This is a genomic window from Cupriavidus sp. HMR-1, assembly GCF_000319775.1.
Taxonomy (GTDB): Bacteria; Pseudomonadota; Gammaproteobacteria; order Burkholderiales; family Burkholderiaceae; genus Cupriavidus; species Cupriavidus metallidurans.
Map to the genome: position 1 here is coordinate 37,860 of NZ_ANKP01000229.1, position 14,405 is coordinate 52,264.

The 14,405-nt window shown below is 65.4% G+C and carries 13 protein-coding genes; 5 read left to right on the forward strand and 8 right to left on the reverse strand.

Annotated elements, in window-relative coordinates; all coding sequences use genetic code 11:
• Nucleotides 1-92: 92 nt before the first annotated feature.
• The 5 genes from D769_RS22725 to D769_RS22745 form a co-directional block, all read right to left on the reverse strand.
• Nucleotides 93-1,121 (reverse strand): nitronate monooxygenase, encoded by a 1,029-nt coding sequence (locus tag D769_RS22725; protein ID WP_008649864.1) that lies wholly within the window; start codon nucleotides 1,119-1,121, stop codon nucleotides 93-95.
• A 52-nt stretch (nucleotides 1,122-1,173) separates the two neighbouring features.
• The gene (locus D769_RS22730; RefSeq protein ID WP_008649865.1) at nucleotides 1,174-1,986 is read right to left on the reverse strand and encodes a 3-oxoacyl-ACP reductase family protein; all 813 of its coding nucleotides are present in this window, start codon (nucleotides 1,984-1,986) and stop codon (nucleotides 1,174-1,176) included.
• Nucleotides 1,987-2,040: 54 nt separating this feature from the next.
• Entirely contained in the window at nucleotides 2,041-2,832 is a 792-nt protein-coding gene (locus tag D769_RS22735; protein ID WP_008649866.1) for an enoyl-CoA hydratase-related protein, read from the reverse strand.
• Between the two features lie 73 nt (nucleotides 2,833-2,905).
• Nucleotides 2,906-4,054, reverse strand: a complete 1,149-nt coding sequence (locus D769_RS22740) for a thiolase family protein (RefSeq protein WP_008649868.1) — start codon at nucleotides 4,052-4,054, stop codon at nucleotides 2,906-2,908.
• The gene (locus tag D769_RS22745) at nucleotides 4,051-4,455 is read right to left on the reverse strand and encodes an OB-fold domain-containing protein (protein WP_008649870.1); all 405 of its coding nucleotides are present in this window, start codon (nucleotides 4,453-4,455) and stop codon (nucleotides 4,051-4,053) included. Before D769_RS22745 ends, D769_RS22740 begins: the two co-directional genes overlap by 4 nt.
• Before the next feature lie 233 nt (nucleotides 4,456-4,688).
• Here D769_RS22745 and D769_RS22750 point away from each other — a divergent pair, with 233 nt between their 5' ends.
• The 4 genes from D769_RS22750 (at nucleotide 4,689) to D769_RS22765 (ending at nucleotide 10,025) form a co-directional block, all read left to right on the forward strand.
• A complete protein-coding gene (locus D769_RS22750; protein WP_008649872.1) occupies nucleotides 4,689-5,438 on the forward strand; it encodes an IclR family transcriptional regulator in 750 nt (249 codons plus the stop codon).
• A gap of 108 nt (nucleotides 5,439-5,546) precedes the next feature.
• Nucleotides 5,547-6,695, forward strand: a complete 1,149-nt coding sequence (locus tag D769_RS22755; protein ID WP_008649873.1) for an acyl-CoA dehydrogenase family protein — start codon at nucleotides 5,547-5,549, stop codon at nucleotides 6,693-6,695.
• A 112-nt stretch (nucleotides 6,696-6,807) separates the two neighbouring features.
• Complete coding sequence (locus D769_RS22760; RefSeq protein ID WP_008649875.1) at nucleotides 6,808-8,934, forward strand: acetate--CoA ligase family protein; 2,127 nt, start codon at nucleotides 6,808-6,810, stop codon at nucleotides 8,932-8,934.
• Nucleotides 8,931-10,025: a CaiB/BaiF CoA-transferase family protein gene (locus D769_RS22765; RefSeq protein WP_008649877.1), complete on the forward strand. Its 1,095-nt coding sequence runs from the start codon at nucleotides 8,931-8,933 to the stop codon at nucleotides 10,023-10,025. Before D769_RS22760 ends, D769_RS22765 begins: the two co-directional genes overlap by 4 nt.
• Before the next feature lie 74 nt (nucleotides 10,026-10,099).
• Here D769_RS22765 and D769_RS22770 read toward each other — a convergent pair whose 3' ends face one another.
• The gene (locus D769_RS22770) at nucleotides 10,100-11,083 is read right to left on the reverse strand and encodes a tripartite tricarboxylate transporter substrate binding protein (protein ID WP_008649879.1); all 984 of its coding nucleotides are present in this window, start codon (nucleotides 11,081-11,083) and stop codon (nucleotides 10,100-10,102) included.
• 216 nt (nucleotides 11,084-11,299) lie between these two features.
• Nucleotides 11,300-11,515, reverse strand: coding sequence for a hypothetical protein (locus tag D769_RS22775; protein ID WP_234707117.1), 216 nt, complete (start codon nucleotides 11,513-11,515; stop codon nucleotides 11,300-11,302).
• A 251-nt stretch (nucleotides 11,516-11,766) separates the two neighbouring features.
• Between D769_RS22775 and D769_RS22780 the strand changes: the two genes are divergently transcribed.
• Nucleotides 11,767-13,047, forward strand: coding sequence for a hypothetical protein (locus tag D769_RS22780; RefSeq protein WP_008649882.1), 1,281 nt, complete (start codon nucleotides 11,767-11,769; stop codon nucleotides 13,045-13,047).
• Between the two features lie 117 nt (nucleotides 13,048-13,164).
• On the opposite strand, the gene D769_RS22785 is transcribed toward D769_RS22780, so the two are convergent.
• Nucleotides 13,165-14,403, reverse strand: coding sequence for a glycosyltransferase (locus D769_RS22785; RefSeq protein WP_008649884.1), 1,239 nt, complete (start codon nucleotides 14,401-14,403; stop codon nucleotides 13,165-13,167).
• Nucleotides 14,404-14,405: the final 2 nt, after the last annotated feature.

The following is a 14,405-nucleotide window of genomic DNA, read 5'->3' on the forward strand; positions in this document are numbered from 1 at the left end:
GGGTTACGGTTTATGCCGTAACCCCTTTTCTGTTTCTGGCCTGTTTCTGGCCTGTCTCTGCCGGTAGATCGACCAAAACGTCGATCAAGGGCTCAAGCCCACGTCCGTTCCACCCGCCTTGTCATCGCCCCCCAGGCCGCACACGCCCCTTCCACCAATCGCTCGACAATCTTCCCCGCCGGCTCGATTGCATCGGCGAAGCCGGCGGCCGGGCCGAGCGAGACGATGCCGGCGTCGGTATCGCCGCCCAGGTACACGCGTTCCTGGGTGCGCGACGACAGGATAAGGTCGCCGAATGCCGCGTGCGAGCGGGCGCCTTCGGCTTCGAGGCGTTGCACCTCGCGCGCGGCAGCGTTGTCGAGCACGCGCCAGGTATCGTTCAGGCTGCGCAGGATGGCAACCGAGCAGCGCTCGTCGGCGGCGACGATGCGTTCCTTTAGCGCGCGGTGGGTGGCGATCTCCGTGGCCACCATGAAGCGGCTGCCCATCACCACGCCATCGGCGCCAAGCGCCAGCGCGGCCGCAATCTGACGGCCGCTGCCGATGCCGCCGCCGATCACGAGCGGGATCTCCACACGCTCCAGCGCAAACGGGCCATTGACGAAGGCCGACAACTGGTTGGCGCCAGGGTGTCCCCCTTCCTCGAGCCCGACCAGCGCGACGGCATCCACGCCAAGCCGCTGCGCTGTGACCGCGTGGCGCACGCTCGGGCACTTGTGGATCAGCAGGCCACCGCCGGCATGGATCGGCGCGACCAGTCGCTCGGGCGACATGCCCGCGCTCTCGAACACGCGCACGCCTTCGTCCAGCGCCACGTCGATCCATGCTGCGGCCAACTGGTTTCGATCCTCGCGAGCCGAGAGCGTGACGTTGACACCAAAGGGCCTGCCCCGGGTCAGCGTGCGGCAACGGCGCAGGTCGGCGCGAAAGGCTTCGAGGGTCGGGAAGGAGCGCGCCGTGATGAACCCCATCGCTCCCGCGTTGACAACGGCCGCCACCACATCGGACGTGCCGAGGAGTTGCATGCCGCCCAGCAGGATCGGATAGCGGATATCCAGCAGCGCCGTCAGGCGCGTCTGGAAGATGTGTTCGGCCGCGTGGCCGGATGCTGCCGGACTCATGTGTTCTCCTCGGTCGGACGTCAGGATGCGGTGCGAGCCAGAGAAGCTGGCTTCAGAGCATCACGTAGCCGCCGTTCACACCGAGGCTCTGGCCGGTGATGAAGGCTGCGCGATCCGATGCCAGGAAAGCCACCACACCCGAGATGTCCTCCGGCCGCGACAGCCTGCCGAGTCCGCGTGCGATCGGGTAGGCGCCGAGCATTTTCTTGAGGCGGTCGTCGGTCTCGGGGGTGGACGACGGATGCAGCGGGCCGTTGGCGATGCCCTCGTGCGACACCGCGCCCAGTGCGATGGTGTTCACGTTGATGCGGTCACGGCCGTGCTCCTGCGCGATCGCCTTCGCGAAGCCGAGCATGGCAGCCTTGGCGCCCGAGTAGACCGCCAGGCGTGCCTCGCCGACGCGTCCGGCTTCGGACATGATGTTGACGATCTTGCCGCCGCCCTTGCGCTGCATGCCGGGCAGGGCGCTGTGGCAGCAGTTCATCACGCCGTAGACGTTCAGGTCGACGACTTCCTTCCAGTCTTCGACCGGCATTTCCATGAACGTTGGGGGCATGCCGCCCTTGGTGCGACGCGCCACGGTCACGCCGGCGTTGTTCACCAGGATATCGACGTCGCCGAAGCGTTCACGCGCCGCCGCGAACATGCGTTCCACCTGTTCCGAGTCGCCGATGTCTGCCTGCACGGCCAATGCCTGGCCGCCCGCTGATTCGATCTCCTTTTGCACCGCCTGCGCGCGCTCCAGGAAGTAGTCGTTGATCACCACGTTGACGCCTTCGCCGGCGAGTTCCAGGCAGATGCGTCGGCCCACGCCTTGTCCGCCGCCAGTTACCAATGCCACCTTGCCTTGCAGATGCAGTTCCATGCCGTACTCCTCCAGTTTTCGATGTTCCGTGTTTCGATACCGTTCGCGTGCGGATCAGCGCCCGACGAACCGGGGCTCGCGTTTCTCGACGAATGCGCGCATCCCTTCCTTCCTGTCCTCGCTGTCCATCACCATGGCCGCGCCGTAGCATTCGAACTGCAGGCCCATGTCGACCGAGCCCTGCATGCCCAGGTTGACCGACCGCTTGGCGAAGCGCACGGCCAGCGGTGGTTGCGCGGCGATGCGCCTGGCCATCGTCAGTGCCGCGTCCATCAGCTTTTCGTCGTCGATCACGCGATTCACGAGGCGGATGTCTTTCGCGGCGTCGGCGTTGATCAGTTCGCTGGTAAAGATCAGTTCCTTGGCGATGGCGGGACCCACCACGCGCGGCAGGCGCTGCGTGCCGCCAGCCGCGGGAATGACGCCGAGCTTGATCTCTGGCAGGCCGAATCGTGCCGATTTGGCGGCCAGCCGGATGTCGGCACACAGGGCCAGTTCCAGGCCGCCGCCGAGCGCCACGCCATTGATGGCGGCGATCACCGGCTTCTCGAATTCCTCGATGCCACGAAACAGCTCGTGCGTGCGTTGCTGCGTGACGTAGTAGTCGGCGGGGTGGGCCGTGCCGCCGGCGCGTTCCTTGATGTCGGCGCCCGCGCAGAATGCTCTGTCGCCGGTGCCGGTCAGCACTACGCAGCGAACGCTGGTGTCGTTACGCGCCAACTCGAAGAACGCGCGGGCGAGATCCGGTTTCATGGTGCCGCCGAGTGTGTTCATGCGATCCGGGCGGTTCAGCCGGATGATGGCCACGCCCTCGACCACTTCGTACAACAGGGTTTCGAATTGCATCCTTGTCTCCTTGCCTGGAATGATGTGCGCGACGGATGCGCCAGCCGTGCTCGCGGCCGGTGCATTCGCGCGGTCAGTGCGATGCCGCCAGAATGTGCGCGAAGGCCACCGAGCCGAGCCCGATCATGTGGGCGAGCCCAAGGCGTGCGCCGGGGTGCTGCCGTCCATGTGCCTCGCCGCGAATCTGGCGCGTGATTTCGGCGATCTGCCCGATGCCGGTCGGTCCGGTCGGATGGCCCATGCCGAGCAGGCCACCCGAAGCATTGACCGCGCATTCGCCGCCAATGGCCGAAGCGCCGCGTTCGAGCCATGCCGCACCTTCTCCGGGCGCGCACAGGTCCATCGCTTCGGTGTAGACCAGTTCCTCGATCGAAAAGGCCTCGTGCAACTCCACCAGGTTCAGGTCGCGCGGGCCGACGCCGGCCTGCTCGTACGCCATCGCGGTGGACTTGCGCACCATGTCGACGGCTGCAGACGAATCGCCGCGTTCCAGTTCCTCGCTGTTCGCCACCGATGCCAGCACGCGCACGGCGCGGCGCTTGTCCAGGCCGAGCCGCTTGATCGCGGCCTCGGACACCACGATCACGGCTGCGGCACCATCGCCACGCGGGCAGCACTGCTGCACCGTCAGGTCACCCACCACCTTGGGCGAAGCCATGACCTGCTCGAGCGTACGAGCCTTGCGGAACTGCGCATATGGGTTGAGCGCTGCGTTGCCGTGGTTCTTCACCGCGACGCGTGCCATTGCTTCGGGCTTCAGCCCGTGCTGGCGCAGGTATTCATGCGCCATCAGCGCGAACTTCACGGGCGGCATGGTCGCGGTGGGCGCAAGGTGCGGCAGGCCGTCCTTGTCGGCGGCCTTGCGGCCATCGCCGAATTTGTCGACGCCGATTGCCACTACCACGTCCGAGACGCCGCTTGCCACTTCCAGGCACGCCTGGCGGAACGCCGAGCAGCCCGATGCCGAGGCGCTCTCCACCTGTGTGACGGCCAGGCCGGTAGAGCCCAGGTGGCGGAACATCACGCGTCCCGTTGCCATGCCGATTGCCGAGGTGCCCACGTAGGCGCTCTGCACCTCGGGCCAGGCGATGCCGGCGTCGGCCAGTGCCTCGCGCATCGCGCGCAGGCCAAGGCTGACATAGGGGGTATCCGACGCGAACTGGTACGGATGCAGGCCGATGCCGATGACATAGACCGAGGTTTGCTGCAGCAGGCGGTTCATCGTTGCACCTCCTGGCTGGCGGGTACGAAGCGCAGCGGGTAGCGGTCGCCGCACGGAGCGTCGGCGCGGATCACGCCCTGAACCGTCATGCCTGGGGCCAGCTCCGTTTCGCTGGCGACGTCGAGCAGGACCTCTTCGCGAATGCCTTCCGCAAAGTCGACCTCGCCGACGACGAACGGCGGTGGCATGTCGCGCACCAGCGGCGCATGAACGGTCACGTAATTGCGCAGCGTGCCTCGCGCCGGCATCTGTTCCACCGTGCCGCGCTCGGGCTCGGCGCCGCAGTACTGGCAGCCATAGGCAGAAGCGGGGTAGGTGGGCTTGCCGCATGCGCCGCAGCGCAGGACGGCCAGGCTTGGCGCTGCTTGTGTTTCAGGCGAGCGGGATTCCGCAGTCTGCATCGTGTCTCCTCTTCAGTGTCTGTTTGTCCATCGAGGCGCGGGTGCCTTGTATGTCGGCGCGCCATCGCCGGTGCCATCGGCCGATCTTTATCTTGCGTAACTACGATAGGTCGGATTAGTATTCAGTATATCGTAGTAAGATCCCCTGTCAAACACGGAAACGCGTACGAAATCTCGTAGACTGTGCGGTTTGGGCGGATGTCGCCTTTTCAATACGAGATTTCGGAGAACCCATGCCTAGCTTTGTTCCTGCTGCCGCGCGCAGCCTTGCCGTCTTCGAGGTGTTCTCGCGCGAAAAGCGCGAGCTCTCCAATTCGGAACTTGCGCGCCTGCTCGACCTGCCAGAGAGCAGTTGCTCGGACCTGCTGCATACGTTGACCGAGACGGGGTACCTGATGCGTACCGCGCGCACGCGCCGCTTCTATCCCACGATGCGGCTCCATTCGATTTGCGAGGCCATTGCGGGCAACGATCCGCTGGCTGCCGTGGCGGCGGAGGCCACCGAGTTCCTCACCGGCAAGACGGGCGAGACCTCGCTGTGCGGCCGGCTGGACGGCGCCTACGTGCGGGTGACCGGCTTCCAGGAAAGCCGCTACGAACTGCGTTACGTGCTGCGCGTTGGCAAGCGTCTGGCCTTGCACGCCACGGCGCTCGGCAAGGCGTTGCTGGCGGTGCTGCCGCCGGAAGACGCCGCGCGGCAGTTGCGCCTGCGCGCGCTGCCCAAGCTGGGGCCGAAGACGGAAATCAATCCGGTCGTGCTGGAAAAGCAGGTCGCCGAAGTGCGCGAGCGCGGCTGGGCGTGGGTCGAGGACGAGGGCGGAGAAGGGGTGACGGCCATCGCGGTAGCCGGGCGCATCGGTGACGAGCCGTTCGCCATCTCGCTGGCGGGCCCCACCGAACGATTCAATCGCCGCAAGGACGAGTACCTGGAGGTAATCGAGGCAGCGCGGGATCTGGTTTTCCCGACCGCCCAGAAGGATTAGGCCGGCACATGGGACCGCTCCTGTGTCCGGCTTTGTTTCGACGGTGCCTGGCGATGATGCCGCTGGCGCCGGATGCATTTCCCAACCGGACTACTACAGGAGACATCCATGTTTTTCGAAGCCACGCCAGAGCAGCGACTGCTGCGCGACAACATTCGCCGATTCATGCAGGCGGAGGTCGCTCCGCTGATCAGCCGGCATGATCAGGAGAAGACGTTTCCGTTCGAGATCCTGAAGGGGCTGGCGCAGTTTGGCTACATCGGCGGGCGCCTGTCGGAGGAACAGGGCGGGATGGGGCTGGATCAGCTCACCTGGGCGATGATGATGGAAGAGGCCGGCTATGCCTGGCTTTCGCTACGCACCATCCTGAACATCACCAACGGACCGATCGCCAAGCTTGCCGCCGTCGGCACGCCGGACCAGAAGGCCCGCTTCCTCGAGCCGTTGCTGGCCTGCGAGCGCAAGGTGTTCACAGCGATCAGCGAGCCTGGCACCGGTTCCAATATCGCGCAGATCCAGACGCGCGCCGACCTGAAGGGCGAACACTACGTGCTCAACGGCCGCAAGCTCTGGATCACCAACGGCGCATTTGCCGACTTTGGCATCGTGGTGGCGCGCACCTATAGCGACAACTGCGAAGGCCAGCTGTCGACGTTCCTGGTGGAGCGCGAGGTCAGCCCCTACGAGGTGCGTCGCGTGGACACCATGGTGCTGCGCAGTACCGGCACCGCCGAACTCGGTTTCGATAACGTGCGTGTGCCGCGCGAGAACCTGCTCGGCGAAGAAGGCGGGGCACTCAAGCGCATGCTGCAGGGCCTGGATGGCGCGCGCGTCAATATCGCGATGGGCGCTGTGGGCGCGGCGCAGTCCGCGCTGGATCTGGCTACGGACTATGCCAAGACGCGCACGCAGTTCGGCCGTGCCATCGGCAGCTTTCAGCTCGTGCAGAAGATGATCGTGGACATGACGATCCGGGTGGAAGCCGCTCGCGCGCTCGGGTATCGCGCCGCAATGGCGCTCGACCGTGGCGAGGACACGCGTGTCTCTGCGTCGATCGCCAAGCTGTATGCGACCGAGGCCGCGCACGAAGTAGCCAGCATGGCGCTGCAGGTGCATGGCGGTCTGGGCTACGCCACCGACTATCCGATCGAGCGCATCTTCCGCGACACGCGTGGCGGCACGATTCCCGAGGGGACCACGGAGGTACAGACCTTGATCGTCGGCCGCGAGATTCTGGGCATGTCGGCGATTGCCTGATCGGCACAGCAGTCCCCTTTTCCGCCCGGCGTGGTGGTGGATCGGCGCATCAGCACATCAGCACATCAGCGCCTCGTCGGGCTCCACAGACTTCCGCAAAGAGAGAACAAATATGGAGACATACCAAGACCTGTCGCGGCTCGTCAGCCCGCGTTCCATCGCCCTGGTTGGGGCCAGCGACCGCAGCGGCAGCATTGGCGCGCGCGCGCTCGAGAATCTGATGGACCATTCCGACTTCAAAGGCGACGTCTATCTGGTCAACGCGACCAAACCGGAAGTGGCCGGGCGCAAGGCATGGCCCGATGTGGCATCGCTGCCGGCCGTGCCCGACACCGCTCTGGTAGCGGTGCCCGCCGAGCACGTGCTCGCGGTGCTGGAACAGTGCAGCGAGAAAGGGGTGCGCTTCGCGATCATCCTGACCTCGGGCTTCGGCGAAGCCGGTGAGGAAGGCAAGGCTGCCGAGCAGACCATGAAGGAGATCGTGGCGCGCACGGGCATGCGCATCTACGGACCGAATTGCCCGGGCCTGACCAATATCACGGAGCGTCTCGGCTTCACGTTCTCGCCTTCGTTCCGGCACGATCTTCGCGGCGGGCCAGTTGGGCTGGCCACGCAGGGTGGCGGCCTGGGCCGCAATGTGCTGCAGGCGATGGACCGTGGCATCGGCGTGGCGCTCTGGAGTTCCAGCGGCAACGAGGTCGATTTGCAGGTGAGCGACTTCATCCACTACATGGCCGACGCGCCGGATATCAAGGTCATCGCCACGCTGCTCGAAGGCGTCAACGATGGCCGCAAGTTCGTCGCCGCCGTGCAGCACGCGGCGCGCAAGGGCAAGCCGGTGGTGGTGCTGAAGGTGGGACGCTCCGAGTACGGCCGCAAGGCGGCGCAGTCGCACACGGCGTCGATCACCGGCTCGGCGGAGGTCAACAGCGCCGTGTTCGCGCAGCTTGGCGTGGTGGAGGTGGATGACATCGACGAATTGATCGACACCGCCTGGCTGTTCGCGCGCGGCATGCCGCGTCAGGGCGGCGCACTGGCCATCTATTCGGGATCGGGCGGCACGGCGGCACTGTGCGCCGACATGGTCGGCAACGCCGGATTGAAACTGGCGGAGTTCGCGCCGGAGACACTTGCCGTACTGCGCGACGCGCTGCCGTCGTATGCCGCAATCGACAACCCCATCGACACCACCACCGCGGTGATGGCAAAGCCGGAGCTGGCACGCACGTGCCTGCAGGCGGTCTGCAATGACCCGGGCGTGTCGCTGGTACTGCTGCCGCAGGCGCTCGAGTATGGCGACATCACCAAGCTCGCTGCCGACATCACGGCCGACGTGCAGAAAGGGAGCCCGGTGCCGATGTTGCCGATCTGGATGAGCGAGCGTCAGGGCGGGGCCTACAAGGTGTTTGCCGATGCAGGCCTGGCGCCCGTGCGCAGCATCAGCAAGGCGGTCAAGGCCGTGGAGCGCTGGATGGGTTACGCGAGCTGGCGCGCCCGCGCCGATATCGACTTCAAGCCGCTGATGCAGACGGCGGCGCGGCCCGTTGCCGATGTGCCGACTCGGGCCCTGTCTGAGCCAGAGGGCAAGGCGATGCTGCGTGCGGCCGGCATCGCTATTCCGGTGTCCCGCGTAGCGGCCACGCTGGAGCAGGCACGTGAGCTGGCGCGCGAGGTGGGGTATCCGCTTGTGGCCAAGGTGGTGAGCGAGCAGATCCAGCACAAGTCGGATGTTGGCGGCGTGGTGGTCGGCATTCACGATGATGCGGGACTCGAAGCGGCATGGGAGAGCATTCACACGTCGGTCAAGCGCAATATGCCCGATGCGCGTATCGACGGAATTCTGTTGGAACACATGGCCGCGCCGGGTGGACTGGAGATCCTGATTGGCGTGTCGCGCGATCCGGTGTTTGGGCACATCCTGACCTTCGGTCTCGGCGGGATCTACGTGGAAGTCTTCAAGGACGTATCGCGCCGGATGTTGCCGCTGTCGGCCACGGAGGCCGAGGCCATGATTCGCGAGGTGCGCTGCTTCGCGCTGCTCGATGGCGTGCGAGGCAAGCCACGGCGCGACATCGCCGCGCTGACGGCGCTGCTGGTGAAAGTCTCGGACTTTGTCGTCGCGCATGGTGACCATCTGGTCGAGATGGATCTGAACCCGGTATGGGTCGGCGTTGCTGGAGAGGGCGCATTGCCGCTCGATGCGGTGATCGTGATGGAGCAAGGGGAGGGGGGGAAATGAGCACGTCCGATGCCACCCATGCGGCGAACGCGGCGGATGCAGCCGCCACGCCGCCACTCGCGGGCGTACGCGTCGTCGACCTGACCGAACTGCTCCCCGGCCCGTTCCTGACGCAGACGCTCGTCGAGATGGGCGCCGAGGTAATGAAGATCGAACGTCCACCCCACGGCGACAATGCCCGGCGGCTGGCACCGGGGCTGTTCGCCGCGCTCAACCGTGGCAAGCACAGCCTGTATTGCGACTTGAAGAGCGACAGCGGACTGGCCGAGGTGCGGGCGCAGATCGCGCAGGCGGACATTCTGATCGAGTCCTATCGCCCGGGCGTGATGCGTCGGCTCGGGCTGGACTACGAGAGCCTACGCGAGCAGTTTCCCCGACTGATCTACCTGTCGCTGACCGGGTTTGGTCAAGAGGGCCCACATGCGCTGCTGCCGGGGCATGACATCAACTATCTGGCTGCGGCGGGCGCGCTGTCGCTGACGGGCACGCCCGGTGGCGCTCCGGAGCACCAGGCCATGCTGCCGATTGCGGATCTGGCCGGAGCTTCCATGGCGCTATCCGCGCTGCTGGCCGCGCTCTACCAGCGCACGGTGAGTGGACGTGGCCAGTATCTCGACGCGGCACTCGCTGACAGCGTTCTGCACTGGATGGCGCCGAGGCTGGGGCTGTTCCGCCAGAAGGCCGCAGCCACGCCTGACGCACAGCGCGCGATGCTGGGCGGCAAGCCAGCCTATGGCGTGTTCCGTTGCAGGGATGGCCGCTATCTGACCATCGCCGCGCTGGAGGAGCATTTCTGGCGCGGTCTGAATGACGTGCTGAGCCTGTTCGCCGCCAATGACGCGTGTTGCGTGGACCACGCCGCCCGGACGGCGAATGCGGAGAGGATCAATACGCGCCTGGCCGAGCGCGTGGCGGAATATGACGCCGATGCGTTGATGGCGCGGCTGGCGAATGCGGACCTGCCGGTGTTCCCGGTGCTGGATGCGGTGGAGGCTGTCGCGCAAGCCCGACACAGATCGGGCGCGCGGATCACGGAAACCGAGAACGGGCCGCTGCCCGGATTCCCTGTGACGCTGGAAGGCATGGCCTGAACATGGCCTGACTTCACGTGGGGCGTCGGCCTTGCCCGCGCCCCACGATGATGTCCTTGCGGATGTCCCGATGGTCAGTCCAGCTTGGCGCCGGACTTCTTGACCACATCCCCCCACTTCACGATTTCGGCCTGGATGAAGCTGCCGAACTTGGCTTCGGAGAGGCCGTACATCGGCATGCTGCCGTAAGGCTCGATCGATTTTCGTACCTCGGGGTCGCGCAGCGCTTCCTCCGTTGCCTTCGAAATCAGCGCCACGGTCTGAGGCGGTGTGCCGGCTGGCACCAGGATGCCGGACCAGCTGCTGGCCTGCGCCATGGCGAATCCCGATTCGGCGATGGTGGGCACGTTCGGCAGCAGCTCCAGACGATCCTTGCCGGTCGTGGCGAGCGCACGCAGCTTGCCGCTCTGGATGAACGGCAGCACGATGCTCGGATAGTCGAACATCACGTCCACCGTGCCGCCAAGCAGGTCATTGATGGCCGGCGAGCTGCCCTTGTAAGGAATGTGGGTCAGCTTCACGCCAGCGCTGGCCTGGAACAGCTCTGCGCTCAGATGCGTGCCGGTGCCGGCGCCAGCCGAACCGAAGTTGACCTTGCCCGGATGCTGCTTCGCGTATTCGACCAGCTCCTTGACCGTCTTGTACGGGCGAGAGGCGTTCACGACCATGATCGTGGATGTTTCGGAGAGCGCGTGGACGGGGGCGAAATCCTTCAACGGGTCGTAGCGCACCTTGCTGTACAGCGCCAGGTTGGCCGCCATCGTGCCCTGCGTGCCATAGATCCATGTGTAGCCGTCGGCTGGCGCGCGGGCCGCCACTTCGGTGCCGACCATCCCGCCTGCACCGGGGCGGTTTTCCACCACCACTGACTGTTTCAACGTTTCCGACATCTTCTTGGCGATAGTGCGCGATGCCGTATCGGTGATGCCTCCCGGGGTAAACGGCACGATCCAGGTGATCGGCCGGCTCGGGAACTTGTCTTGCGCGAATGAAAGCGCCGGCGCCAGTGCCAGCGTTGCCAGCAGCGGTCGCAGCCGGACTCGGAAACTCCTGTTCATTATTGTCTCCTTTTGGTTATATATTCCGATATGTCGAAGAACTATACAGCCAATCGCAGAAAAGACAAACACGAAATCCCCCGATCCGGGCAAGAGGCCGTGTGGTTGGGCGTCGCGGGGGGCTTCCGGCTTCAGGTCACGCCGGCAAAAGGAGGGCCCGGGGGCTGCGGTCGTGCCGGAGCCCCTGACTGGTCAGAAACGGGTGTGTTCAGTCTTTCAGTACTTGATGTCGCGGGCGGTCTGTCGCCCTTGCTGCTTGGTGTCCCGCTTGTCCTGTCGGCAATGCGAGTTGCTTTTCTGGTTCGCGGCGCGGCAATCCTGTTTGGTCTCGCGCGAGCCCTGGCGGGTGTCCTGGCGGACGTCGCGACCAGCGCGGCGTTGCTGCGCCTGTTCAGTGGCGCTGACCAGTCCGGGCGCCGGGATGACAACCATCGCGATGACCAGCGCGCCGAGCCTTCCATAGATGTTCGTCATTTGCCTGCCTCCCCAAAATCAAGCGACGAAGTCGTCCACCAAGACGTCTGGTAGCCAACCCGCCTGTACGTCAGTCTACCCCTCCACGCCTCATACGATCAGTTGATTCTCCAACGTAACGTCAGGGGATACGTTACCCATACGGTTGTCGCGCTCATGGCGAGCCATTGAACAACGCGTACAGGGAAATCAGAACAAGGGGGAGCCGTATGACACATCCTGCGAAGCTGACTGCAATGTCCTTTGCCTGCCTGACCATCGCGTTGGCGGGTTGTGGAGGAGGGGGCGATTCCACGCCAACGAGCGCCACTACCACGAGCACGGGAACGCAGCCGACCACGCCGACCACACAGTCTCCGACCGTCCAGCGCAATACGCTTCTGTCAGGGATCACGGATCCCGGTCCAAATATTGGCAACGATGGGGACTTCTATATCAATACCGCCACCTGGATGATCTTCGGGCCCAAGGCCAATGGCGTGTGGCCGGCGGGCGTGTCTCTGGCGGGGCCCGCAGGCGTAAATGGCACCAAGGGTACGACGGGCGCCACCGGAAATACCGGAGCAGCCGGCAACACCATTCTTTCCGGCTCGGTCGACCCGACCGACAGCGTTGGCAATAACGGGGACTATTACATCAACACCGCAACGTCCACGTTATTCGGGCCCAAGGCCAATGGCACGTGGCCACCGGGTACTTCGCTGGTGGGGCCGGCTGGCCCGAGCGGCAATCCCGGCGCGCCTGGTACCAACGGCAGCGCCGTGCTGTCTGGCAGCGGCGCTCCCGGCAACACCATTGGCAACAATGGCGACTTCTATCTCGACACCAGCACCTGGACGATCTACGGGCCGAAGGCCAATGGCGTCTGGCCGGCGGGCGTATCGCTGATCAACCAGAGTTCCAGCGGCGGCGGTACTAATACTGGTACTGGCACGGGCAGCGGTTCCGACACCGGCGGCCACATCCTGTCCGGGAGCGGCGCTCCGTCCGACAGCATCGGGGTCGACGGCGATTTCTATCTCGATACCACAACGTCCACCCTCTACGGCCCCAAGACGGGGGGCAAGTGGCCTGGCACCGGTATCACCATGACCACCGGCACCGTCTACAGCGGCAACTTCAATGTGCCCGATACATTGAGCCGTGGCGCGTATGTCATGACTGGCGACGGTGGCGCGGTGGCCTTGCCGAGCGATTTCGGCGTCACGATTCCGTACGACTGCAGAAGCGTTAGCCTGACGGCCACGACGCTTGGCAAAGCTACGGGCGTGTTGAACCTCGCTGTGTTCAAGGTCACGGGCTCCGGCGTTTCCGCGACGTACGCACCGGTCAGCGGGTTGAGTTGCAAGATCAGTAACGGTCAGCAGAACTGCAGCGTGCAGGCTCCGGCAGGTGCGGTAGCACATGGCGACAAGCTGCAGGTACAACTCGACAACAACCAGGCAACGGGCTGGGGCGGCCTCTCGGTCAACCTCGCGTGTTCGCTATAGCCTGATGATGACCGCTGCCGGATGCGGCGGTCATCATGCGTGCAGCGGGACGTCGTGTCCCGCTGCACGCTATTGGCAATCGCCGGCATCGGGCTGGGATTAGCGCACGGGGCCGGATCACAGACGGGCGGCTACCAGACGTCCGATCGCGCCAACAGCCGCAACCAATCCATCCTCCTGCACCATGCGTTCGCCAAGTGCCCGGGCGCGATCACAGACCTCTGGCCGTTGTGCGAATGCAATCGCCTGTGTCAGCGTGGAAGCCCGCAGCCGTTTGCCTGGGACCGGATCGCCGGCCACGCCGGCATCCCGTAGCCGCTGTGCCCAGAAGAACTGATCGCCCGCGAACGGCACAGCCACCGAAGGGATGCCGGCCCGCGCCGCCGAATGCGAGGTACCCGATCCGGCGTGATGAATCGCCATCGACGTCCGGGGGAAGAGCCAATGATGCGGGGTCTCGCCCACGACGAAGAAGTTCTTCGGCAATGACGCCCCATCAATGCCGCTCCAGCCAGGATAGAACAGCGCGCGCCGGCCAGCGATGGCTGTGATCAGCGCATCGGTCATTGCCACATGATCGAACCCGGCCATGCTGCCGAAGCCAATGTAGATGGGCGCTTCGCCCGCCGCGAGGAATGCCTCGAGCGCTGGAGGTGGCGTCCAGTGGGTCGCTGCGGCGCTCCATTGCCCGCAGACGAATGCGTTCGCAGCCCAGTCCCGCGGGCGTGGCAGCAGGCTTGGCGATACGCCGTAGAGCATTGGATGATCGCTCCAGACATGCTTGCGTGCGGGCAGGCCGCAGACATCGGCTCGCGCGGCGTTGGTGGTTTTCTTGAATGCCTGCCAGAGCAGTTCGTTCACCAGACGGTGGCTGGCGCGATTGAGCCATCGCGGCACCTTGCCCGGTGGCAGGAAGGGCGAAGCGAAGTCGGCGGTCGGCGTGATGGGGATCAGTCCGGTACCGATGGCCGGGATGCCGCGATACTCGGCCACGGAAAGGCCGACAAAGGCGGCCAGCCCCGAGATGATCAACGCATCGCAACCCTCCGATGCGTCGGCGACCTCGCGCATCCAGGCCGGTGTGCTGGCATTGGCGATGGCCGCCAGCGCACGGCTCGTGTCCTGGAACCCGCCCTTGCGATAGACCGCGTTCGACAGCGCTTGCCCCGGCGCCAGCGCCTTGCGGATATCGCCTGAGAGTGCCGAGGCCGGGACGCCGAGCGCCTCGGCCGAATGCAGCGTCGAGGCGTCGGCCTGCAGATGCACCTCATGACCCGCGTCGATCAACGCACGGGCAAGCGCCGCGAGCGGGCGCGTGTCGCCTTCGGTTCCATAGGTCACCACAGCCAGCTTCATCG